At 37.2% G+C, this 24,747-nt stretch carries 22 protein-coding genes; 16 read left to right on the top strand and 6 right to left on the bottom strand.

The window, feature by feature from the left end; all coding sequences use genetic code 11:
• The first annotated feature begins 49 nt into the window (after positions 1–49).
• A complete protein-coding gene (locus AC1FXP_RS04815) occupies positions 50–1,285 on the top strand; it encodes an allantoate amidohydrolase (RefSeq protein WP_480059055.1) in 1,236 nt (411 codons plus the stop codon).
• 189 nt (positions 1,286–1,474) lie between these two features.
• Here AC1FXP_RS04815 and AC1FXP_RS04810 read toward each other — a convergent pair whose 3' ends face one another.
• Complete coding sequence (locus tag AC1FXP_RS04810; protein ID WP_480059054.1) at positions 1,475–1,801, bottom strand: hypothetical protein; 327 nt, start codon at positions 1,799–1,801, stop codon at positions 1,475–1,477.
• Between the two features lie 257 nt (positions 1,802–2,058).
• Here AC1FXP_RS04810 and AC1FXP_RS04805 point away from each other — a divergent pair, with 257 nt between their 5' ends.
• The 4 genes from AC1FXP_RS04805 (at position 2,059) to AC1FXP_RS04790 (ending at position 9,102) form a co-directional block, all read left to right on the top strand.
• On the top strand, positions 2,059–3,795 hold the full coding sequence (locus tag AC1FXP_RS04805; RefSeq protein ID WP_480059053.1) for a LytS/YhcK type 5TM receptor domain-containing protein: 1,737 nt from the start codon (positions 2,059–2,061) through the stop codon (positions 3,793–3,795).
• Positions 3,796–3,809: 14 nt separating this feature from the next.
• Entirely contained in the window at positions 3,810–4,544 is a 735-nt protein-coding gene (locus AC1FXP_RS04800; protein WP_480059052.1) for a LytR/AlgR family response regulator transcription factor, read from the top strand.
• 188 nt (positions 4,545–4,732) lie between these two features.
• Entirely contained in the window at positions 4,733–6,175 is a 1,443-nt protein-coding gene (locus AC1FXP_RS04795; RefSeq protein ID WP_480059051.1) for a carbon starvation CstA family protein, read from the top strand.
• Positions 6,176–6,405: 230 nt separating this feature from the next.
• Positions 6,406–9,102 (top strand): GTP-binding protein, encoded by a 2,697-nt coding sequence (locus tag AC1FXP_RS04790; protein WP_480059050.1) that lies wholly within the window; start codon positions 6,406–6,408, stop codon positions 9,100–9,102.
• Positions 9,103–9,211: 109 nt separating this feature from the next.
• Here the strand turns inward: AC1FXP_RS04790 and AC1FXP_RS04785 are convergent, their stop codons facing one another.
• Positions 9,212–9,562, bottom strand: a complete 351-nt coding sequence (locus tag AC1FXP_RS04785) for a hypothetical protein (RefSeq protein ID WP_480059049.1) — start codon at positions 9,560–9,562, stop codon at positions 9,212–9,214.
• A gap of 229 nt (positions 9,563–9,791) precedes the next feature.
• On the opposite strand from AC1FXP_RS04785, the gene AC1FXP_RS04780 reads away from it, so the two are divergent.
• From AC1FXP_RS04780 to AC1FXP_RS04760, 5 genes are all read left to right on the top strand, one after another.
• Entirely contained in the window at positions 9,792–10,019 is a 228-nt protein-coding gene (locus AC1FXP_RS04780; protein WP_480059048.1) for a hypothetical protein, read from the top strand.
• 50 nt (positions 10,020–10,069) lie between these two features.
• Positions 10,070–12,673 carry a bifunctional acetaldehyde-CoA/alcohol dehydrogenase gene (gene adhE, locus AC1FXP_RS04775; protein ID WP_480059047.1) on the top strand — a complete coding sequence of 868 codons (2,604 nt, stop codon included), beginning with the start codon at positions 10,070–10,072 and terminating at the stop codon, positions 12,671–12,673.
• Between the two features lie 201 nt (positions 12,674–12,874).
• Positions 12,875–14,197 (top strand): S8 family peptidase, encoded by a 1,323-nt coding sequence (locus AC1FXP_RS04770; RefSeq protein ID WP_480059046.1) that lies wholly within the window; start codon positions 12,875–12,877, stop codon positions 14,195–14,197.
• A 218-nt stretch (positions 14,198–14,415) separates the two neighbouring features.
• The gene (locus tag AC1FXP_RS04765) at positions 14,416–15,762 is read left to right on the top strand and encodes a flavin monoamine oxidase family protein (RefSeq protein WP_480059045.1); all 1,347 of its coding nucleotides are present in this window, start codon (positions 14,416–14,418) and stop codon (positions 15,760–15,762) included.
• Positions 15,763–15,850: 88 nt separating this feature from the next.
• Positions 15,851–16,099: a hypothetical protein gene (locus AC1FXP_RS04760; RefSeq protein ID WP_480059044.1), complete on the top strand. Its 249-nt coding sequence runs from the start codon at positions 15,851–15,853 to the stop codon at positions 16,097–16,099.
• Positions 16,100–16,375: 276 nt separating this feature from the next.
• Here the strand turns inward: AC1FXP_RS04760 and AC1FXP_RS04755 are convergent, their stop codons facing one another.
• A complete protein-coding gene (locus AC1FXP_RS04755) occupies positions 16,376–16,621 on the bottom strand; it encodes an HPr family phosphocarrier protein (protein WP_480059043.1) in 246 nt (81 codons plus the stop codon).
• Positions 16,622–16,893: 272 nt separating this feature from the next.
• Between AC1FXP_RS04755 and AC1FXP_RS04750 the strand changes: the two genes are divergently transcribed.
• Positions 16,894–17,640, top strand: a complete 747-nt coding sequence (locus AC1FXP_RS04750) for a Cof-type HAD-IIB family hydrolase (RefSeq protein WP_480059042.1) — start codon at positions 16,894–16,896, stop codon at positions 17,638–17,640.
• A gap of 204 nt (positions 17,641–17,844) precedes the next feature.
• The gene (locus AC1FXP_RS04745) at positions 17,845–18,537 is read left to right on the top strand and encodes a hypothetical protein (RefSeq protein ID WP_480059041.1); all 693 of its coding nucleotides are present in this window, start codon (positions 17,845–17,847) and stop codon (positions 18,535–18,537) included.
• Between the two features lie 93 nt (positions 18,538–18,630).
• Here the strand turns inward: AC1FXP_RS04745 and AC1FXP_RS04740 are convergent, their stop codons facing one another.
• Positions 18,631–19,407 (bottom strand): 3D domain-containing protein, encoded by a 777-nt coding sequence (locus AC1FXP_RS04740; protein ID WP_480059040.1) that lies wholly within the window; start codon positions 19,405–19,407, stop codon positions 18,631–18,633.
• Positions 19,408–19,869: 462 nt separating this feature from the next.
• Here AC1FXP_RS04740 and AC1FXP_RS04735 point away from each other — a divergent pair, with 462 nt between their 5' ends.
• Positions 19,870–20,058 (top strand): hypothetical protein, encoded by a 189-nt coding sequence (locus AC1FXP_RS04735; RefSeq protein WP_480059039.1) that lies wholly within the window; start codon positions 19,870–19,872, stop codon positions 20,056–20,058.
• A gap of 100 nt (positions 20,059–20,158) precedes the next feature.
• On the opposite strand, the gene AC1FXP_RS04730 is transcribed toward AC1FXP_RS04735, so the two are convergent.
• On the bottom strand, positions 20,159–20,848 hold the full coding sequence (locus AC1FXP_RS04730) for a sporulation protein (protein ID WP_480059038.1): 690 nt from the start codon (positions 20,846–20,848) through the stop codon (positions 20,159–20,161).
• Between the two features lie 196 nt (positions 20,849–21,044).
• On the opposite strand from AC1FXP_RS04730, the gene AC1FXP_RS04725 reads away from it, so the two are divergent.
• A complete protein-coding gene (locus AC1FXP_RS04725) occupies positions 21,045–21,686 on the top strand; it encodes a hypothetical protein (protein ID WP_480059037.1) in 642 nt (213 codons plus the stop codon).
• Between the two features lie 296 nt (positions 21,687–21,982).
• Positions 21,983–23,182 (top strand): L-lactate MFS transporter, encoded by a 1,200-nt coding sequence (locus tag AC1FXP_RS04720; protein WP_480059036.1) that lies wholly within the window; start codon positions 21,983–21,985, stop codon positions 23,180–23,182.
• Positions 23,183–23,225: 43 nt separating this feature from the next.
• Here the strand turns inward: AC1FXP_RS04720 and AC1FXP_RS04715 are convergent, their stop codons facing one another.
• Positions 23,226–23,312 carry a YjcZ family sporulation protein gene (locus AC1FXP_RS04715; protein ID WP_250097235.1) on the bottom strand — a complete coding sequence of 29 codons (87 nt, stop codon included), beginning with the start codon at positions 23,310–23,312 and terminating at the stop codon, positions 23,226–23,228.
• Between the two features lie 195 nt (positions 23,313–23,507).
• Between AC1FXP_RS04715 and AC1FXP_RS04710 the strand changes: the two genes are divergently transcribed.
• Positions 23,508–24,626 carry an NAD(P)/FAD-dependent oxidoreductase gene (locus tag AC1FXP_RS04710; protein WP_480059035.1) on the top strand — a complete coding sequence of 373 codons (1,119 nt, stop codon included), beginning with the start codon at positions 23,508–23,510 and terminating at the stop codon, positions 24,624–24,626.
• Positions 24,627–24,747 lie beyond the last annotated feature (121 nt).

The raw sequence follows: 24,747 nt of genomic DNA, 5'->3' as shown, positions 1-24,747 counted from the left end.
AAAAGAAATTATTTCAAAAAGTTAATCAGGAATGAAAGGGAGCGAATTAATGCAGAAACAAAAGTTATTGGTAAATGGAGAGCGGTTAAAAAAAGAACTAGAAACATTTGCAGACTTTGGTAGAACACCTAATAATGGTGTGACACGCTTAGCCCTTTCAGAAGAAGATCGAATGGCACGTAATTATTTTTGTTCTTGTTGCGAAAATCTCGGGATGACGGTAAGAATCGATGATATGGGTTCCATTTATGCAACATTAGAAGGATTAGAGGATAAGCCACCTATTGTTATGGGGTCTCACTTAGATTCAGTAAAAAAAGGAGGGCGATTTGATGGTGTATTAGGAGTACTAGCTGGACTTGAAGTGGCTCGCACTCTAGTAGATCATAAAATAACTCCTAGGATTCCGATTACAATCGTTAATGTTACTAATGAAGAAGGTGCTAGGTTTGAGCCTTCTATGATGGCCTCTGGTGTGCTATCAGGAAAGTTTAATAAGGAGCAAATGCTTAAAAAGGTAGATTCAGAAGGTATTACGTTTGAGGAAGCTTTACAGAGAAGTGGCTATGCTGGTTCTATCGAAAATCGATTAGAAGAAGCAACTGCGTTTTTAGAGCTTCATATTGAACAAGGACCTATTTTAGAAAGTGAAGGACTTTCTATAGGTGTAGTCGAAGCGGTGATGGGAATGGTTTGCTATGAGATTGAAATCACAGGTGAATCGGATCATGCGGGGACGACCCCGATGTCGATGAGAAAAGATGCTCTTTTTGCTATGGTTGATTTTATCCAAAACATCCGGAAGAAATTAGACTTATTAGACGGAGAACTTGTGTATACAATTGGTCGGGTAAATGTCAAGCCGAACATACATACAGTAATCCCTAATAAGGTTGTGTTTTCATTGGAGGCACGTCATAAGGATGAGGAGGTCATATCAGAGGTGGAGCGACATATCGAAGAGCAAGCTGACTACATTACCAATCAGAGGGATTGTCAGATCAAATTAACAAAAATGTGGGCACGTGATACTGTTTGGTTTGATGAAGACCTGGTCAATTTACTTGAGGAGTCAACCCAATCATTAGGCTATTCTTATAAGAGGATGATTAGTGGAGCTGGACATGATGCACAATTTATAAATACAATTGCTCCAGCTGTGATGCTTTTCACCCCTAGCAAACATGGCAAAAGCCATTGTGAAGAGGAATTAACAACGTGGGAAGAGTGTGAACAAGGGGCAAACGTGTTATTAGAAGCTGTGTTAAAGATATTAAATAAATAGGAATTTTATTTTGAACTTTTGGGGAAATCTCCAAGCAATAAGCAGAGTACCTATATCTATTAAAAGCTAGAGAGGAATGTGCTTTCCTCTCTAGGTAGATGCAGAGCCATTGCTGCCGCTTTTTCGGCTTTGGAGGCAGCTCCATGAGTTTATTACAATTAATACACACATATGGACTAATTTTAGTCTTTATTTCTTCTTTTTCTTCTTTTTCTTCTTTTTCTTATCCTTCTTCTTTTTTTTCTCTTTGTCTTTTGAATCTAGACTTTCAGCATTTTCATTTGCTTCATTTGCTTCATTTTCTTCTTCGTTTTGATTAAGAGTGATTGGGTCTTCGATTTCAGACTCCTTAGTAGGGGAATTGTCGTTTAGTTTCTCTTGATTGCTTTTTTGTAATTTCAACAAACAGAGCTCCATGAATTTCTTATTGAAATCATTGACTAACTCAACATCTACATTAAGTTTATCTAGGTCAATTCCTAGATCATATTCAAATTCAATTTTTTTCTTTTCCATTTTTATTCCTCCCTATGTCCTTTCCGCTATTAGTCTATGCAATTTGTCTAATAGTGGAAGGGTGTTTGCCTTTATGTCAAACACTTATTTTCTTGAGAAATCTCAATCGATAAAACAGGGGGAATCTAACGTCTTCGCTTTAATAAGAGGATGTTTTAGAATGAAATAGAGTATAATTATTATAAAGATTTCTTAAGGGTTTGTTTCTAGATTAAGAAACTTAACGATATTACAGATGTAATTTAGGAGATAGAACTATGTGGGAATTAATATTAGTCATGCTTGAGCGGTTAGGAATCATTGTTACAGTGGCTTTTGTTATGACTCGGTTTAAGTTTGTTCGTCACTTAATCGAAAGGCGTGAAATTTCCAAAAGATCAAGAATGAGTGTTATTGCTATTTTTGGTTTATTTGGAATTATTGGTACATATACAGGACTGAAGATTAACCCTGAACAAGCTACGTATTTCCGCTGGGTAATCGATTTGGGAGAAGGTGAAGCGATTGCAAATTCCCGTGTGATAGGGGTTGTTGTAGCAGGACTATTAGGTGGGTGGAAAGTTGGAGTGGGAGCAGGAGTAATAGCAGGAGCTCACCGTTATTTACTAGGTGGCTTTACAGGTTTTGCCTGTGGGCTGTCGACAATTATTGCCGGGGCAATTGCAGGCTATTTTTATAAAAAGAATAAAAACACTCGAATTATCTCCTTACAAACAGCATTGATTGTAGGAATGCTCGCAGAAGCAGTTCAGATGGGAGTCATTTTATTACTTGCACGCCCTTATGATCGTGCTTTGTTATTAGTGCAGGATATTGGTGTTCCGATGATCGTTGCAAATGGGATTGGGACAGCTATCTTTATTTTAATAATTCGTAATGTCATCCAAGAAGAAGAGAAAATGGGCTCCATTCAAGCTCAAAAGGCATTAAAGTTAGCTGATTTAACATTAAAGTATTTACGGAAAGGATTAACGGAACAATCTGCTTTACCTACATGTCAAATTTTATTAAAAGAAATCCGAATTGATGCCGTTTCTATTACCAATCATGAAAAAATTCTTGCATTTGCAGGTGTAGGGGAGGATCATCATCTACCTAATAAAAAGGTACAGACCGTTGCAACAAAGCGAGTCTTAAATGAAGGGAAGCTAGTCATTGCCAAACAGGATGAAATAGATTGCGGGGAAAATCACTGCTTGTTACAAGCTGCAATTATTGCCCCTTTAAAAATCAAGGAACAAACGATTGGCACGTTAAAATTTTACTTTAAGAATGAGAAAGGACCTTCCCCAACAACCATTGAATTAAGCAAAGGGTTGTCAACATTATTAAGTCATCAGCTTGAACTCTCTGAAGTAGATCGTCATTTGGAGCTCGCTAAGCAAGCTGAGATTAAAGCTTTACAGGCTCAGGTCAGTCCTCACTTTTTATTTAACGCTTTAAACACCATTGTTGCTTTAGTAAGAACAGATCCTATGAAAGCGAGAAAACTGTTAATTTCACTTTCTCATTTTTTTAGACAAAATTTAGCTGGAACGACTGCGACTGAAACTTCGTTAGAAGAAGAACTTAAACATGTGCAAGCCTATTTAGAAATTGAGCAAGCTCGTTTTTCGGATAAATTGTCTGTTCAGTATGAGATTGATGATGAGGCACTAATTGGCAGGTTACCGCCAATGACGTTACAACCAATTGTAGAAAATGCCATTAAGCATGGATTAAAGCAACTGCAACAGAGTAGTCTTCTATCTATTATTGTAAAGAAGCAGAAAGATGTAGTGTACATCTCAATTTGTGACAACGGGACAGGAATAGAGGCAGAGCGAATACAAGAACTAGGCAATGAAAAGGTGCCGTCCAAAACAGGTACAGGGATAGGGTTAGCTAATATTAATAGAAGGTTAGAGATGATGTATGGTGTTGAATCGACACTACACATTGATAGTGAGCTTGGAAAAGGCACAACCGTTTCATTTTCAATACCGGTCAAATGAAGAGAGGTGCGCAAGTGAAAAAACAAATAAAAATCGTCATTATTGATGATGAACCCTATAGTCGTGATGAGTTAACCTTTCTCCTAAATCAATATGAGGAAGTGGAGATTGTTGGTGAAGCCGATTCCGGGGAAAAAGGATTAGAGGTTGTCATGCGAAAAGAGCCTGATGTTGTATTTATAGATATAGAAATGCCACAAATGTCTGGCTTAGATTTAGCTAAAGCTCTCCATAATATGAAACACGTTCCGTTAATTGTTTTTGCAACTGCATATGCTGATTATGCTGTAAAAGCTTTTCGTGTTCAAGCTCTAGACTACTTAGTTAAACCGTTTGATGACAAGAAAATAGATGAGGTGTTAAAACGAATTAAAGAACGGCTTACAGAATCCGTCAAAGAAGTAGAACTAACGACAGGTGTAGGCAAATTAGCAGTAGAAGATGAAGGGAGAATTGTTTATCTTTCACCGAGAGATATTGCTTATCTGTTTCGAGAAGATCGAGAAACAATAATCTGTGCCAATGAACGTAAATATAGTTCAAGAACACCAATAAAAGATTTAGAAGAAAAATTAAAAGGGTATCCCTTTTTTCGAACTCACAAAAGCTACTTAGTTAATTTAGACAAAATTGAAGAGTTAATCCCTTGGTTTAATGGTGCGTATCAATTAAAAGTCGTTGGGCAAATAGAAGAAATTCCAGTTAGTCGAAATTATGTAAAGGCGCTAAGAGAGCGTTTAGAGTTGTGATAGTCCAGTAGGATGAATGCATAATGAGGGCGCATTCATCCTTTTCTATTTTTGAACATCTTTCATTGCATGTGGGACACTATTTTAAACATGTTAGTCAATATTTTAAACACGTTATCACATTTTCGACACAAAGAGGGTGTAAGAAGATATAATGAAAGCGTATTCAAAAGGAAGAGGTGTTATAAATGATTACATTTTTAGTATCTATTGCACTATTAATTATAGCTTATTTTACGTATGGTAAAATCATTGAAAAAATGTTTGGGGTTAAGGAATCAAGACCTACTCCAGCTTATAGCATGAAAGACGGTGTCGATTATATTCCGATGGGAACAAATCGAAATTCGTTAATTCAGCTATTAAATATTGCAGGTGTAGGACCTATTTTTGGACCAATTATGGGAGCGCTTTACGGACCGGTGGCTTTTATCTGGATTGTTGTCGGTTGTATCTTTGCAGGGGCGGTTCATGACTATTTAACAGGTATGATCTCGATTCGTAACAAAGGGGCACATTTACCTCAATTAGCAGGTAAGTTTTTAGGGAAATCAATGAAGCATATTGTCAATGCAATTGCTGTTCTTTTGTTACTCCTTGTTGGAACCGTTTTCGTCACAGCTCCGGCGGGACTATTGTTTAACTTAATGGATGGGTTAGTTGCACTAGGAATAATAACAGCCGTTATTTTCGCTTATTATATTTTAGCAACGATGCTGCCTGTTGATAAAATCATTGGAAAAGTTTATCCAATCTTAGGAGCACTTTTAGTTATTAGTGCGATTGGAATTGGAGGAATGTTAATTTTCACTGGTGCACCAATTCCTGAATTAACACTTGAGAATATGCATCCAGCTGGAACAGCCGTATTTCCAATTCTTATGATTACCATTGCTTGTGGTGCGATTTCAGGATTTCATGCAACACAATCACCGATTATTTCAAGAACACTTCAAAATGAACAGAATGGTCGTAAAGTATTTTACGGCATGATGATTGTAGAAGGGATTATCGCAATGATTTGGGCCGCAGCTGCCATGAGTTTATTTTACGGAACGGATTTAGCTGCTTTAATTGAATCAGGTGGTGCAGGTCTTGTTGTTAGTGAAGTTGCTTTCACATTACTAGGAGCAATTGGTGGTACGTTAGCTGTACTTGGTGTTATTGTTCTTCCAATTACATCTGGTGACACAGCCTTCCGTTCGGCCCGAATGATTATTGCTGATTATATTAAAGTTCCACAGTTGAAGATTACTAGTCGTCTTTGGATTGCGTTACCATTATTCGTGATTTCGTTCATCCTGACTACAATGGACTTCACTCTATTATGGAGATACTTTGGTGTAACCAATGCAGCAATAAGTGCAATTGCCTTATTTGTAGGTGCTATGTATCTAGCCATTCAATTTAAATTTCATTGGGTTGCAACAATCCCAGCAACATTTATGACGATGGTTTCTTTAACATTTATCTTCAGTGCACCAATCGGATTTGGACTGCCAATGGGAACATCTTATGTTGCTGCAACAATTGGAACAATGATTATTCTAGCTTTATTTGCTTACAAAATTAAATTAAATCGTGCCGAAGCGAATTTTGAATTAGACGAAGACGAGAGCAAAGCAGCGTAACACATGAAACCTGTATCCGCTTGGAGGATGCAGGTTTTTTTACTGTTAATAACAATTGAATTATGTAAAACTATCTATAAAAATTAGATGTTTTACATGATATTGTCGTATAAATGAAATCAAACGGACATTAGGAATCAAAAAAAATCTGTTATAATAACTGAAATATCGTTTGAAGTAAATTCATAGTATTGATTAGACATATCTACAGCAAGGGAAGGATGCGACATATGAGAAAAGAGAATGAACTGATCAAAAAGCATTACTATAAACATTTTGTAGAAGAAAGAACAAATCAACCAATCGCCGTTCTTGCTGAAGCGATGTTAGAAGAGAATGAGGAAGAAACTAATTCCACGATTCGCTATGCTCAAGGGGAAGTCTATTATCATAACAAAGACTACGAAACAGCCATTTTTAAGTGGGAGAAGGTTCAATGTGAATTAAAATCGTGGGCAATGAAAAACATTGCTGACAGTTATTATGAGTTAGGGGTACTATCACAGGCTGAAGAAGCGTATTTAGCCATACATACAGAGAACTTGATTTTAAGAACAGAAATAGAATTACAACTATTTTCCCTTTATATGGATCAACAACAATTAGATCAAGCTGCAAAAGTAATTAAAAACGTTGTTTCGTTAAATCCAGATTATTTAGATGTTACAGAAATTGCTCGTTCATTTTTTGAAGAGTATAGAGACTGGGATAGTGCAATTGATTTAGCTATAAATGAAGTAATCCGAACAGAATCTCTTGAGTGGTTTGAAATCGTTCAAAAATATATTGACAGAGGGTTAACTAAAACAATAGAACCACCTTATTTTTTACAGGCTCTAAAAACGTTATATTCAATTGATGTTAAGAAATTTGAACAAATAGCAGTAGCACTTTGGAAAAGCTACGAAAGTGAAGAATTTTATTTCAAGTGGTTGACTGAGTTTAATGATCTTTTATTACAACTTAATATTGAAAAAACAATATCTTGGGTTGATTTATCAAAATTATATGCTAAAACTTATTTTGATCTAACAGCCGGTAAACATTTCGTTAAAGAGATTGACCATATTGTCCCTAACCTTTTAACCAACTGGATTCATATTGCGTCACAATCTCAAGCAATTGCTGCCGCAGGAGCTGTTCTTTCGTGGAATCAATTTGTAACAAATCTTAATACAAATACGGTTAATGAAGCAGAAACAATCTTAAGTCATGGTCGATCGGCAACAACTGACTCGATTGTACAAAGTTTGGAGTTATACGAATCTATCATTCGTTGGGCACAGGAACATGATTTAGAAATAGGTGACCGCATACAGTGGAAGGTCCAACAACTGCTAGATTTTGATCGTAATTATTTAGTTATGGCAGGATCAGATACAAAAGGCAAAACAGCTATGATTAATCATTTACTAGGACATGAAGTTTTAAGTGAAGAACTACCTGCAACGTTTATGTTTAGAAATGCTAGTGAAACGGAACTTCAAGAAATTACTGAAGAAGGTCATAGACATCCGGTTAACGAAGAATTATGCGACATAGATCTTCGAAACAAAATGTTTGAATATGTGGTACCATCTTCATTTTTAGATAAGAATAAGTTAACTATTATATCGACAGAGCGGAATGAAGAATTAAAAAACTATGTTGGTATGGCTGACGCGTTATTGTTTATCATAGATGCGAACACAAGAATGACAAAATCTGATTATGATGTTCTTACAATAATCAAAGGTGAGTTTCCTAGCCTATCTATTCATTTTGTTATTAATAAAATAAATGTCATATATAATGAACAAGAGGTTCAACGAATTGTTGAGGAAACAGAAGCAACTATATACGAGAACTTTCAAAATGCACAGATACACACAACTGAATCAAGATTGGACGGCTTGAACCAAGTAATAAATGGTCTATTTAAAAATAGAATGGTAGAAAAAGAACGAAATGAAAGAATATTAAAGGTAATTCAAGAAACCATCAGTCATCTTCTAGAAAAGCGAGTGAAAATGGAAAAGAACTTAATGAATTCTGTTACTTGGAATGAAGAAGCTGTTCTAAAACTGACGGGTGCCAATAATCAACTAATAGATATTGAAAAAGAAAAAATACAAGAAATAAAAGAGTCATATGCAGTAATTACTGATGAAATGAAAAAGAATTTAAGAGTTAACATTCCAAAAATTTTGCGTGAGTGCTCAGATTTTATTCAGGAAGATAGTGATTTCAGAAATATTCATGTTGAACTTAATAGAAAAATGAATGAGCAAATTTCCACTTATTTAGAACAAACGTTTTTACCGAAATTTTCGAATGTCTTGCAGGAATGGTTAGAAGTTTGTAATGTCGAATTTATTCAAAGTCAGTCATATTTAAAGGAAATGACTGAAGGGTTTAATCGTTTATATGAAAAAGAACGTTTTAAATTGCAATGTGATTTCCGTGTGCTTGACGATTGGTACAGAGATGTTGACCGAATGACAAATGGTGTGCACTTAGAAAACGTCAATATTTTGTTGAGATTAACACCTTCACAGCTTCTATTAAAGAGTTCAGGGAAATTTTTTGGAGTACTTCCTACAAATAAAGCACTCGTATTTAAAATGTACAAAAAATTTATTGAAAATGAAGAGTATAAACAGGTTACCGAAACGATTGTGAATCAGTACATTCTCCAGTTTGACTTATTTGGAAAGTCAATAGAGCGCGATATGAACTTGTTCTATAGAAGTCCGTTTAGTGTACTAAACGAAGCAATTGCAGAAGCAAAATCAGAAATAGAAGGGCATAATGATGCGCTAGATTCGTTACGAGCGAATCCGGAAATTTATAAGGATCCATTAACATTATTTAAGGTTCGAGTTCACCAATATGAGTTAATGGAGCGGAGGGATTGGAACAGAAGTCAAAGCTTGGCAGTAAAGTAAGTGACCGCTGATCACTTTCATAATATTGTAAGACAGGGGGTGTCTCAAAAGGTCTGTTTTTGACCTTTTGAGACACCCCCTGATTCTTTAGGGGGGCTTTGTGGTCATTTTAAAATCCGTCTTCTCCTGCAGTGTATGGGATATTAAGATTGTTTTCAACTGTACGTAAACGTTGGTTTAATCGGGTCATACGATCAAAATGACGCTCATCATTTTGGTTTAAACGAATGATCTCTTCGTTTATTCGGCCAATCTCGGCATTTAGTCTTTGAATTTCTTCGTTTTGGCGTGTTAATTCTGTAACTTGCTGTTGAATTTGGCTTTCTAATTGGGCCACTCTTGATTCAAGTGTTGGTTGCCTGTAATGGGAAAGTGATTGTTGGCGAGTTTGATGATAGGCATAAGATGATGACTCGTTTGGTTGCTGAACATATCGAGAGTAATATTGATATGGGTTCATACGGCAGCTCTCCTCTGTAGTTTATTAGTCTAGATGACACTTTTACAGCCTATGTAGAAACCCCTTAATTGACAGGGCTTATGCCCAAATTGATCATGATTAAAAAAAGTTGAGTATTTTTTTAATAAATTTAAAATTTGTGATAAAAATCACTTTCAATGTAATTGCCTGGGAGTATGATCAATTTAGAAAGAGAAACAACTTGTAAATGATAGGAGATGAGGAGGAAATGATTTTATGTGAATGGAAAGACTTCCAGACTGATACTGAAACATATTCTCAGGCTGACTTTGAGGAGTTGGTCAATGATGAATTTGAAGCAATGATGTTTGAGGATGATGAAGAGATTCCTGCTTACATTTGGACAGTCAACTATGTATGTATGATAAAAAAGAATACAAGAATGATTGCTGATATTTCTGTTACAAAGATTCCTCGAAATCCAGTTTGCGCGTAATTTTTTTAAAAATATATATGTGAAATACTTCACAAACGGAGGGTTTTAACATGGTTGTAGATCAAAAACAATTGGTTGAAAAAACGGATGTATTAAAAGCAGTAGATCAGTTAGTTGGCAATGGAAAAAAAGCATTAAAAGAATTTTTAACATTTAATCAAGAGCAAGTTGATGAGATTGTGAAAAGAATGGCTTTGGCTGGACTTGAACATCATATGGATTTAGCGAAGCTTGCTTTTGAAGAAACAAATCGTGGTGTATTTGAAGATAAGATCATTAAGAATTTGTTTTCTACAGAATATGTGTACCACAATATTAAATATGACAAAACGGTCGGTATCATTCATGAAAACGAACATGATGGTTTGATTGAAATTGCTGAACCAGTTGGAGTCGTAGCCGGCGTTACACCTGTCACCAATCCAACATCTACAACGATGTTTAAAGCACTTATAGCAATTAAAACGAGAAATCCAATTATTTTTGCCTTTCATCCTTCTGCACAAAAATGTAGTAGCGAAGCGGCAAGAGTATTGCGCGATGCAGCGATTTTAGCTGGTGCACCTGAACATTGTATCCAATGGATTGAGACACCTTCCATTGAAGCAACGAAGGCATTAATGAACCATGAAGGGACAGCATTAGTACTAGCCACAGGAGGCGCTGGGATGGTTAAATCAGCATATAGTACAGGGAAGCCTGCGCTAGGGGTTGGTCCAGGTAACGTTCCTTGCTATATCGAAAAAACAGCGAACGTCAAGCGAGCAGTAAATGATTTGATCCTATCAAAAACATTTGATAATGGGATGATTTGTGCATCTGAGCAAGCGGTTATTATTGATGATGCCATCTACCAAGAAGTAAAACGGGAGTTAACGAATAATAAATGTTACTTCTTAAATGAAGAGGAGCGCGCAAAAGTAGAGAAGCTGGTGATTAATGAAACAACATGCGCTGTAAATCCAGATATCGTTGGAAAGCCAGCTGCATTTATTGCAAATTTAGCTGGTGTTACGGTCCCAGAGGATACAAAAATCTTGCTGGCGGAACTAAAAGGTGTTGGACCACAGTATCCATTATCTAGAGAGAAGCTTAGCCCAGTCCTTGCGTGCTATCGTGTACGCTCCACAGCAGAAGGATTGAAACGAGCGGAAGAAATGCTTGAATTTGGTGGTCTAGGACACTCTGCTGTCATTCATACAAACAATGAAGATGTAATCCGACAATTTGGTATGAGAATGAAAGCATGCCGAATTATTGCAAATGCCCCTTCTTCTCAAGGTGCGATTGGCGACATTTATAACGCCTTCTTACCATCACTCACGCTTGGTTGTGGTTCTTATGGGAAGAACTCTGTATCTTCAAATGTTGGTACAGTTAACTTAGTAAATGTAAAAAAAGTAGCTCGGAGGAATGCAAATATGCAATGGTTTAAAGTTCCACCGAAAGTGTATTTTGAGAAACATTCAACACAATATTTAGCGGTCATGCCTAATATTACAAAAGCGTTCATTGTTACTGATCCTGGTATGGTTAAGCTTGGATACGTCGATAAAGTGTTGCATTATTTACGTCAAAGACCAGACTATGTCCATTGCGAGATCTTTTCTGAAGTGGAGCCTGATCCATCTATCGAAACGGTAGAAAAAGGTGCAGCAATGATGAGAAGTTTTGAGCCGGATTGCATAATCGCTCTTGGTGGAGGATCAGCAATGGATGCTGCAAAAGGAATGTGGTTATTTTACGAACATCCAGATACAGATTTTCTTGGTCTGAAACAAAAGTTTCTTGATATTAGAAAGCGTGTATGTAAATATCCGAAATTAGGAACACAGGCTCAATTTGTTGCGATTCCTACAACGTCTGGAACAGGTTCTGAAGTGACATCATTTTCTGTTATTACTGATAAAACCCAAAACATCAAGTATCCGTTAGCTGATTATGAGTTAACTCCTGATGTGGCCATTATCGATCCGCAATTTGTTATGACAGTTCCTAAACATATAACGGCTGATACAGGAATGGATGTATTAACACATGCCATTGAAGCTTATGTGTCTATTATGGCGAACGACTATACAGATGGTTTAGCGATCAAAGCCATTCAACTAGTGTTTGAATATTTACCTCGTGCTTATCGTAATGGCAGTGACGAGGTTGCGCGTGAGAAAATGCATAATGCATCAACCATTGCTGGAATGGCCTTTGCTAATGCCTTCCTCGGCATTAATCATAGTTTGGCTCATAAATTAGGAGCTGAGTTCCATATTGCTCATGGACGCTCAAACACAATCTTAATGCCACATGTCATTCGCTATAACGCGAAAAAGCCAACAAAATTTGCAGCATTTCCAAAATACGAACACTTTGTGGCAGACAAGCGCTATGCAGAAATTGCTAGAATACTAGGCTTACCAGCAGCTACGACAGAAGAGGGAGTCGAAAGTCTCGTTCAAGCCATTATTAATCTAGCAAAAGAAATGGATATTCCTATGAGCATTAAAGAAAATGGCGTTAATGAGAAGGAATTTGAAAGCAAAGTCGACTATTTGGCGGAGCGTGCATTTGAAGACCAATGTACAACGGCGAATCCGAAGCTGCCTCTAGTAAGTGAATTAGCAGAAGTCTATCGTTTAGCGTATAAGGGTGTGTAAGTACAAATAGTAACTAGGGTGTTCCAAAGGTCTAAAACGATCTGTGGAACACCTTCTTTCGATTGGGAAATAGATTGTTTAATTGTCTAGCAGTTTCCTTATAGATAGTAGCATATTTTTACTTGAGAGGGACAAGAACCGAGCCAAAACTTCTCAAACCTTCATAGATTAGTATGATCTTAATCTAAGGAGGTTAGAACGGTGTTTGGTTTTCAAATGGTACAAATGGTGAGGACTTATTCACATAAGCTGGATAAGCCATTACGAGAGAAGGTTTTAAATTTGTATAAACCTTTTAGGTGGACACCTTGCTTCTTGCACAACATGTTTGAAGGTGTGTTGAAAAGAACGAGGAGAATGAGGGTGATCATTGAATTTGAGGAAGGGTGTTATAAAGAAGGATGTCTAAATATGAACCAAATTTTCAGTAGTCACCTTGGATGTAAAATGAGAAATGAATTTCAGGTTATTTCTTGTTGTAGTGCAGATCTTACACCAGCCGTTTTAGAAGAACTGCTTATGAACTGTCCGCAAATTAAAAAGATTTCCTTAAATCGTGAAGTTCACGCTTTGCTTGATACAGCAGTGATCTCTGCGAAGGCTAGAAATGTCATTCGAAATGGAACAGAACTGACAGGAAAAGGTATAACAGTTGCAGTCATTGATACAGGTGTTTACCCTCACAATGATCTTTCGGGAAGGATCATTGATTTTGTTGACTTCATCAATCAAAGAAGCGAGCCGTATGATGACAACGGACATGGTACTCATTGTGCTGGAGATGCTGTTGGTGACGGGGCAGCCTCGTCAGGTGTCTATATGGGTCCTGCACCTGAAGCAAATGTAATTGGGGTAAAAGTATTAAATAAAATAGGTTCTGGTTCGTTGGAAACGGTCATGCAAGGAGTACAGTGGTGTATAGACTACAATGAAAAAAATCCTGAGCAGCCCATTCATGTCATTAACATGTCATTAGGTGCTCCAGCTCAGAGATATGCAAATGAACGTGAAGATCCGATGGTTCGTATCGTTGAGAGCGCTTGGGAAAGTGGAATTGTCGTTTGCGTAGCGGCTGGGAATGAAGGCCCTGAAGAAAGAACTATCGCAAGTCCGGGAATAAGTCAACAAGTTATCACGGTAGGAGCTCTTGATGATCGAAATACAATTGATCGAAGTGATGATGGTGTCGCTAGCTTTTCAAGTCGTGGGCCAACCATTTACGGAGCTCAAAAACCAGATTTGCTTGCTCCAGGAGTGAGCATTGTTTCATTACGCTCACCAAGATCTTATTTAGATAAATTACAGAAAGCGAGCAGAGTCAATTCTGATTATTTTGTTTTGTCAGGAACATCAATGGCCACACCAATTTGTGCAGGAATTGTTGCACTTATGCTTGAGTCTGATCCAACATTGTCACCTGCGGAAATAAAAGAACAGTTGCTTAACGGTACTGACTTATGGACAAACAGAGATCCAAATATTTATGGAGCAGGCTATATTAATGCAGAAGATTCAATTCAGTAAACTAACGCAGTAAAGAGGGGTCTGACCCCTACCTATAGGGGTATGAAGAATCGGATAAAGGGAAGTTATGTTCGAGGGCACTGAATAGGTGAAAGTTGACCTTTCAGTGCTCTATTTCTGCATTTTCGAATAAGTACATGTCAGAGTGAATAAAAAGTATGAAAATGTCCCTATCCTTTTAAAGAAGCTTTTTTCGATACAGAAAGTAGGGAAATCTCATGCAAGGGCTAAATGAAGTTAACGTCGTGATTGTCGGTGCCGGATTAGCAGGATTAACAGCAGCTCATGAGTTAAAAAAAAGAGATGTTTCTTTTATTATATTGGAAGCACGAAGCAGAGCAGGTGGGAGGGTATATAGTACATTTTCAGAAGAGAATCTTCCTATAGACTTAGGAGCACAATGGATTGGGCCAGGTCAAAAGAGAATGATGAGGCTTGCAGAAGAATATAAGCTACAACTTACACCAACTTTTCAAAAAGGAGAAACACTTTTTCACTTAAGAGGAAAGCTGAAAAGGACAAAAGGGAATGTGCCTGGGCTATCAGCGTTTTCTATTCTTGATGTGATGATTCTTAAAAAGAAAATAGAAAAGTTGAGTAAACAAATTCCAGCTAATGAACCATGGGCCTCAGAGCTCGCTAAGCAGTTAGACAAAATGACGTTAGAGGAATTTATACAAGTTCATTCACATTCAAACTCTGCATCGGCTTATTATAGATTAATTATAGAAGAACTACTCTGTGCAAAATTATATGAAGTCTCAACTCTTGACTTTTTCTGGTGCATCAAGTCTGCTGGTTCAATAGATGAATTGTTAGCGGCAGAGAGGTTTTGGTTTAAAGATGGTGCAGGGAAACTAATTGATAAATTAATAGAGCCACTTAATAAATTTATTTATTTTGATCACCCTGTCCAACGTATCATATACGAAGAGAAGAAAGCTGTTGTTTATGCCGGAAATCAGTCATGGACAACATCAGAAGTAATCATAACAATTCCACCTAATTTTATTACAAACATTCACTTTGACCCGCCTCTGCCATCAGATCGAGTGCAATTAAACGAACGAGCAGGCTTACCTTCTGTCACAAAGTTAATTTTTATTTATGACCGACCTTTTTGGAGGGAGTTAGGACTAAATGGAACGGCGTATAGTGATCAACCTCCAGTAGACTTGACGATTGACAGTTCACCAGAAGATGAGAAAAAAGGAATATTAACTGTTTTAATAGGAAGTAAATCAGCTAGAGACATAGCTAGTATGAAGGCTGAAGAGCGGCATGATTTAGTTAAAAAGGTGTTAGTTCGTTTCTTCGGAAAGGAAGCTGATTCACCTCTACGGGTGTTTGAGAAAGATTGGACAGCTGATATTTGGACGCGTGGTGGATATGGGACTCACTTTTCAACAGGAGTTATTAGTCACTTTGGACCATCTCTTATTCAGCCAGTTGGGCCAATACATTGGGCTGGAACAGAAACAGCTTTTGAGTGGAGAATGTATATGGAAGGAGCTGTTCAATCAGGAGAAAGAGTAGTTAGTGAGGTTTTAAATCGTTTGAAGTGATTAGGTATGAGCGGGGTAAAAATCAGTCATAATGTATAAAACATCCTTGTTATGGAAGGAAGCTCTTAAAAGGAAAGAGGAGAGACTAATGACTATAATAGCTGGTTCGGAATATCAAATTTCCCAAAAAATTCAAGGTAATTTTAATTCTGCAGAGATTTTAACGGTTATTCGTCAAAGTGGAAACAGCGTGCAGTTTACCCTTGGTAATGGCAAAGGTCACGGCTCTATGCCACTTGACCATATGCAGTTTTTACTGAATAAGAATGAATTACGGTACGTTCCTAATAAACAAAAAATGTTAAAAGAAGAAAATGATGAGGAACAAATTAGTTGAAAGAAAAATCAAAAAGAAGGGGGTGTCTCAATAGGTCCAAAACAGGAAGCCACTGAATAAGGTAAAAACCAGAAGCCACTGAAAAAGTCTTTTTTAGCGGATTCGAGGAAGCAGCAATGGCTCCACACGTTGCGCGCCTGCTATGAGAAAACCACTCATAGCAGGCTTAAAGACAAAGCAACGGTTCCGCTCATTGCTTAAAGGGCACTGAAAAAGGTCAAAACCGTACCTTTTTCAGTGCCCTCCCAAAACAGACCATTTGAGCCGTCCCCTTTTCTATATCTTTTTAAAAAAGCCTGTTGAAAGCAAGGCCTCAATGCCTTCTGTTTGACTACTGTCATGTACTTCCAATTCAATTTCTTGATTCGGTTGTAGGGAGATGGCTAGCACCCCTAATAAACTTTTTGCGTCAATCTCCCAATGGTCTTTTTTGATGAGAATGGTCTCAGGAAACTCGCTTGCTGTATTCACAATTTGACTAGCTGTCTCCGCCACAATAGGTTGTAATACCTTTACACGCATGGTGTTCCACTCCCTTAATTTTATATAATGACAAAGTAACGATGGATATTGATAATATATTTGCAAACCTATAAAAAATGCTAAAAACTCGTAAAGAGTATGGGAGAAAAGGTCACATCTTTTATAAATGTACCCCAGAGAAAAGCGGGTTCAAATAAGGAGAGCACTGAAAAAGTGATTTTCTCTTTTTCAGTGCCCTCTAAATGAGTACGCCCTTTTTATCTGAAAATTTGTTAAAATATAAATAAGTAAAGTTTCAGTAGGAGGAATCAATGGAAAAACAGGACCGTAAACCAATAAAATTGATCGCAATTGATATGGATGGCACTCTTTTAAATGATCGAAAAGAAATTTCTTTGGAAAATCGGAAAGCAATTAAAGAAGCTGAAAAAGAAGGGGTACATGTCGTAATTAGCACAGGAAGAACGAGAATGACATGTGATGACTTAGTGAATTCTCTTTCTTTAAATTCTTATCTTATCACCGTTAATGGAAGTGAAATTTGGGATGAAAATGGTGAATTGATTGTAAGAAAATTGCTAAATACGTCATACATAGAACAAATGTGGAAGTTAAAGCAGACACACGAAACAATTTGTTGGGCTGCCTCTGTTGACAATGTATGGAGGGATTTCTTTCCAGAGGATTTATCTAAACATCAATGGATGAAATTTGGCTTCGATATTAAAGATGACCAAGTGAGAAAAGTCGTTTTAGAGGAACTCTCCAAAAATCCTGATCTTGAGATTACCAATTCAAGTCCTACGAACCTAGAGATTAACGCTGCTGGGGTTAATAAAGCAAAAGCAATCGAGAAAGTGTGCAATCGGATCGGAATTACAATGGACAATGTCCTTGCACTAGGTGATAGCTTAAATGACTTAGCGATGATTAAAGAAGCCGGAATGGGTGTAGCAATGGGGAATGCTCAGCCATATGTGAAAGAGTCAGCTGATTGGGTTACTTCAACCAATGAAGAAAATGGTGTAGCAAAAGCGATACGAAAATGGGTGTTATAAAAGGGGTATGAGACACCCCCGAAGCCATTGCTACCGCTGTTCCGGACTTTTGGGACAGCGCCTTTCCATTTTTAAAAGAAATAGAAGATTAAAACAGATGAAAATCGTCTAAATAAATTAAAGAGAGAAATTATCTAAAGGATAAAGAGAGCTTTAGTAGAATCTCACATACAATAGGAAAATCCAAAAAGAAAGGGAGAGACGATGAAAAAAAGAACGTTAGTATTTGTTGGAGGCGGCCTGGCAGTGGTATTCCTCGCGCTAATTATATTTGCTTCAACTGGTGGTGAAAGTGTACAGCATGATGAGGAAAATATAGAAGAACAACAACAGTCTAATGATGAAAATGTTGAAAATGACGAGGAAAGTGAGCAAGTAGAACAAACAGTAAATGCTATTGAAATGTATCGAGTTTTCAATGATTATCAGCTTGACCATATTGGATATTTAAGTGAAGAGCGCACTTTTTACCGCAGTGATGAGGATGTTTATGTACTTGGATACGGACACGAGGCACACGCAGTTAACCGATATGAACTGTTCGAATTAAAAGAAGATGAGGTTTCTATTATTCGAAGTTTGACCGAAGACAGCGAGCATTTTGAAAATATTGAATCCATAATTTCAGAAGAGAATTGGGAAGAAGAAATGGTCAACTATTTACTAAATAGTGTTAACCCACAAGATGAGTTATTCTTTTCATATGATCCAACAATTGACGAAGTAGAAGTTGTTTTAGAACAAGGTTCATATATATTGTATCCTGTGACGGTAGGGGAAAAAACATTATATTTTAAACAAAATGAAGGCTTGTGGGCGAAAGAATATCGTGATGACTTGACGATCGATATGTATGGAGAGAAACAGTTTGCGGTGCGTATAAACGAAACTAATTAAGTAAGTAAGAAGGGGTATCCTAAAAGATCGTTTTATGACCTTTTGGAATACCCCTTACTCCGTTCCTGGCTTCCTGAGAAAAGTCGTTTGGAATTAGTGATAAACTTTCACATTTACTTCTTGCACACCCCAGTTAATAGCATCTTGCTTATTTGGGATGAATAAATCAATTTTGTTTCCTTTAATAGCTCCGCCAGTATCACCAGCTATTGCATGTCCATATCCTTCAACATAGACTTTTGATCCTAATGGGATGACCGACGGATCAACGGAAATCACTTTTTTACCTGGATTGTCTATTAGGTTCAATCCTGTTGCAGTTATTCCGGAGCAGCCATTACATGATGCTGTATAGGCTGTTGCAGTCATCGTTAGCTCTTGGGCAACATCCTCATTAGTGTTGGAATTTGACGTTGGTGATGTTTCTGCTTTTTGTGTTTCTTCGCTAGTTTGAGTTGTCTCTTTAGCTGACGCCCCATTAATAGTAATAGTCTGACCTGCAATGATTACATTAGGATTAGAGATTTGATTCCATTCTTGTATCTGTCTAGTTGTTACTCCATCAAACTTTCGAGCAATTGAAGTGAGGGTGTCTCCTCTTTGAATAGTATATTGCTCTTTCTGGATCGTTGACTCTGCTTTTTCCTTGCTAGAGCGAGAAACTTGTAGACGGTCCCCTGGGAAGATTAGATTACTAGAAAGGTTGTTCCACTCTTTTAACTCATCTAATTGAATATTATTATTATTGGCAATGGACCACAACGTATCTCCCTTATTGACGGTTACTTCCTGGGCAGACGCGCTCATTCCAAACCCTAAAGTCCCAACGAGTGCAACTGCTGTTACTAATGAAACGATGCTTTTTCTCATAAATAGAATACCTCCAAAATTCATTATGTAACTTACTGAACTGATTCTATCATGAATTTTCCAGAGACAAAGAACAAGCTAGTAACAATTAGATTACGAATGTAACAGAGGTATGGGAAAGTATGTACAAGTTTGGTCAACTGGTGAATGACTCTTATCTGGAATTTAGTGAGTAATTTTGGTGTTATCACTCAGTTGGTAGTTATGGCGAGTAACCCTAGTTTCAGCGTAACAAAAGATGGAAGAAGTAACCAAGTGAACAGGTGAGAATATTAAGACAATTCTATTAATTTTTGTTATAATTTAAGTAGGAAAAATGTGCAAGTTCTTTAGGTGAACGAGTATTTTTATAAAAAAATCATAGGCCTATACATCTATGAATAAACTGAATATAACTAGAAGTAAGTGCAAAAAAGTTGACGAAAGAACGGTTTCACTAAAATGTGCTAAGGAGGGTAAACAATGGATTATATTATGTTTTGTGATCATTGTGGGTTGCCCAAGCCGATTGTAGAGCACATCATGAGGGAATACTTTTGGATAGCTCACCAAGTATATTGCAGTAATTGTCAGAAGCCTAATCAAATCCCAAAATATTTACAAGAATTAGCATTAGAAATGCATAAAGAACATTATGAGAAAAACGAATAGACGGGTAGAACGAGGTAACCTAATGTGGGACAAGCACCTGCAAAGAATATCTCCAAATATCGAAAGAAATGCAGGAGCACTTATTCCTTTGCTCCTGCAACTACAATTTAGGTCTATCGATGCCAAGTAATTGTTTAGGAATATCTCCCTCTCGAACCATAGCTATTTGCTTTACTTGATCCCCTTCATAAATGTTAATGATTATATCCTTTTCGTTGCCAACAAAATATATTTTTTTATCTTGTTCATTAACTAATTCAAATACTTGTAAGCAATGAGTAGGGTTTGAATTCGTAAGAGGCTTACGATGACAAAGCCCGCTGTTTACAGTATGGCGAAACCCGTTCTGAGTAAGATGATGCAATATCGCCTCAATAAAAGGGTCATAGACAATGAAGTCATGTTTGTCTACAGGGTGGTTTAAAAAATTAATGTTCAATTCAGTGTGTATGTGAATCTTTTGATCACAAAAGGTAATGGGTGTATAGTGAGGCAAAGTAAAAGAAAATGGAATCACTTTTTCTTCGTTAGGCTTAATAAGGAGAGGGTCAATAATTTTTATTTCATGAATGGGTTCGGTCATTTCGTAAATTTCTGTCATATCATCATCGTTTCGTTGAAACTCAGTATCGACATGGATATATACCTCTGAAATACTTTGGACTACCTTTCCCCCAAATATATGAACCTCGCCCTTTACTTCCTTGCCACGTTCAATCTCCCTATGAAATAATATCGTGTTCACTTTTGATGAACCTATCCCTATTGACGACAACAGTTTCTTTAGCATGATCAATCACTCCCTAATTCACTTAGCATTCAGTTTTACTGAATCATTGACTCTATAACATATGCAAAAAGCGATGAAAGTTCTTGTGCTCAAGATGATCGTATAGGTACTCTAAATAAAATCGTAGGAACTGCGCATTAGACGCTTCTTTCCATCATAGTTATCAAGACAAGCATGAATAGGAAGGAGTAAGTAAGTGTTCTATATACATGAAAATGGCTGGTTTTTATTTGTAGTGTCTGAAGGGCTTACGTGGGTTTTAGTTGCTCTGTTTTTGCTTAGTCGATATTGGCTACGATTTGAACGATTAAGTCAGTTGTGGTTAATTTTTATAGTGGGAATTAATATCTTTCAAATTCTCCTTGGAGGCATCGACTTTTACTTTACTGGAGAGATTTCATTTTTTCAAATTGTTATTGTACTTTTTATTACATATGCTTGTACTTTAGGGAGTTCTGATTTTGCTCGGTTAGATCAATTTTTAAAGCGGAAATTTGATCGAGATCAAAATACAGATTATCGAACTGCCGAAGGACATGCTGATGTTAAGAAATATGTAACCTATCGCTGGTCGTTGTTTTTCTATCATACAGTTGCTTTTTGTCTCATTCATATCATCTGGTATATAATAGACCGTTCTTATTTTAATCATTTTCTAGAATATGTGTTTTTCATTACAAAAAGTTGGTTTGGTGTTGTCGATTACAACTTGTTAACGAGTCCAGTATATTTCTTACTATCTTATATATGGAGCATGATTTATGTATTTGATGTAATCGTTATCCTTGCATATGCTACATCAACTATTTTAGGAAAAGGGCTAAAAAGAGATTCATAGCTTCATTGACAGTGATGGATCTTTTCCCATATAATGAGGAAGGAATGATTTTTCGACAATGATTAAGATAGCTTTGATCAATGTTCGCGATGAACAAGGATATGAGAAATCTATAGTAAATTGCTAAGAATTGTTTGTTAGAAGAGTTATGTATATATTTGGTTGCTAAAGTAAACACAATGTGAGTACTGAAGAGACCAACGATGATATTTAATCACCGTTGGTCTCTTTTGTTTTGTTTTGTTTTCAAACAATTCTAATAATTAGGATTCGAAAGACGCTAGGGAGGATATGAGATGAATAGATGGTTCGTCGTATTAGGAGCAATTATTATTCAAATTAATTTAGGAGCCGTGTACGCGTGGAGCTTATTTAATCAACCATTGATGAGTAAGTTTGGTTGGGCAAGGGAAGATGTTGTTGTGACATTCTCCATAACGATTGCAACGTTTGCGCTAGCAACGATTTTTGCTGGAAGGTTGCAGGATAGAATTGGACCAAGATGGGTTGCGACGATTGGTGGGGTATTACTTGGACTTGGGTTAATTCTAGCTAGCCAAGCAACGACTTTATTCCAATTGTATTTCTTTTATGGCGTAATTGGAGGAATTGGAATTGGAATGACTTATGTATGTCCCTTATCAGCATGTGTGAAGTGGTTTCCTGATAAGAGAGGTTTAATTAGCGGGGTAGCTGTAGCTGGCTTTGGACTAGGCGGATTAATTTTTAAACCTATTATTGAAGGGCTAATTGAGGCCATGGGTGTTTCGTCAACATTCTTGTATCTAGGTTTTATTTATTTAATTCTAGTTGTTGCAGGTGCGCAGTTACTTAAAAATCCACCTGTTGAAGAGTTTACGAGAGATTCTTCTAAAGCAATACCAGAGTTAAGTAACAATTTTTCACCGAAACAAATGCTAGGGACATATCAATTTTACTTATTATGGTTTATGTTCTTGTTCGGAAGCATGTCCGGATTAATGGTCATAAGTTTTGCGGTTGATATTGGCGTTGATATTGTTAACTTGGATATTGAAAAAGCTGCAAATGCTGTTATGGTGATTGCGTTATTTAACGCAGCCGGACGAATTGTATTAGGAAGAGTATCAGATACACTTGGACGTATGAATACATTAATGATCATTTATGGTGTAACGGCCCTCATAATGTTCTATATGAGCACAGGAATGATGAACTATACAACTTTCTTACTTTCAGTTTCATTAATTGGTTTTTGCTTTGGGGGCTTTTTGGCGCTATTTCCTTCGGTTACAGCTGATTATTATGGGACAAGAAATATGGGAAGTAATTACGGGCTTATGTATCAAGCGTACGGAATTTCTGCCTTTGCAGGACCGATTATTGTAAAAGCGATTCCGTTAACACAAGCATTTTTACTTTCAGCCTTGTTCTGCGCGCTGGCTCTTGTTATGGCAAAGTTAGTATCTGTTCCGAAAAAGAAAGTTGTAAGTGAATTCGTTAAGCAAGCGTCTTAATTTACAAAGAGGCAAGGGAGTTTCTCCCTTGCCTCTTATTATCTTAATATACGTACGCAGAACCTACAATAACTAATAAAATGAACAGTACAACGATCAATGTGAAGCTACTTCCTGTAACGTGACTCATAAGTGAATTCCTCCTTTTGAGTTGGTACACTCATACCTTATGTAAAGAAGATCAAAATGAGTGGGCGGATATCACGCATTTGAATAGATTGGGCAAGAGCCTAGTGAGCCGACTGAAATGAGACAATGTTTGAGGTTCATGGAAGGATTCTGTAAAATCAAAAGCATGTAGAAAAACAGAGAAAAGGTGTAGTAGATGAAAACATTTATTGTAGTTGGAGCTGGAATTTTAGGTGCTGCGACCGCTTATCATCTAGTGAAGGCGGGAGCTAATGTAACAATTGTGGATAGGCATGATAAAGGCAAAGGAACAGATGCTGCTGCTGGAATCGTTTGTCCATGGTTGTCGCAGCGTCGCAATCAAGCATGGTACCAGTTAGCAAAAGGTGGGGCAAAATATTACCCGGATTTAATTAAACAATTAGAAGAAGATGGTGGAACAGAGACAGGTTATGCAAAAGTTGGTGCAATCAGCCTTCATACAGATGAACATAAATTAGATAAGATGGAAGAAAGGGTTAGAAAACGCCGTGAAGATGCACCTGAAATTGGTGATATTACACGCTTAACTCCTGCTGAAACGAAAGCACTCTTTCCGCCTTTATCGGGTGAATATGGATCTGTTCACGTGAGTGGTGCAGCTCGTGTAAACGGGAAAGCACTATGTGATGCATTAATTCATGCTGCCAAAAAACGAGGAGCTACATATATAAAGGGTGATGCAAAGCTAACACGCAATGGAACTCATGTGACAGGTGTGCAGGTGAAGGACAAAATACTTTTGGCCGATCAAGTTATTATCACAACGGGCGCTTGGGCAAAAGAACTATGTAAGCCGTTAGGGATAGACTTCTTAATCAAGCCCCAAAAAGCACAAATTGTTCATTTAGAATTACCTGATACAAATACGGATTCGTGGCCCGTTGTCATGCCACCAACGAATCAGTATTTATTAGCTTTTGAAGGAAGTCGAGTCGTTGTGGGAGCGACGCATGAAGATGACGCCGGTTATGATACACGTGTGACGGTTGCCGGAATACATGAAATTTTTGAAAAGGCACTTATAGTTGCACCAGGGTTAGCAAATAGCACGGTGCTTGAAACAAAGGTAGGTTTCAGACCGGTAGCACCAGGGTTCCTTCCTGTTATTGGACCAATCCCAAACTTCCAAGGGATTTTGGTTGCGAACGGATTAGGCGCTTCTGGATTAACAGTTGGCCCGTATGTTGGTGCTGAACTTGCGAAAGTAGCACTTGGAAAAGAAACAAGTATTGATCTTGATTTGTATGATGTTGCTGGAGCAATCAAAATATAGGAAGATCGTTTATCGTAACAGGGAACCGAGACAAACTCGGTTCTTTTTTGGTGTTGATTCAAGCTTTAACTATGGGACTCACTAAAACAATCACGAAAACATGTGCGTAAATAAACAAATA

This window comes from Halalkalibacter sp. HAAS-P013 (assembly GCF_056619925.1).
Note: the sequence above shows the minus strand (reverse complement) of the source record. Positions and strands in the feature narration are given on the sequence as shown.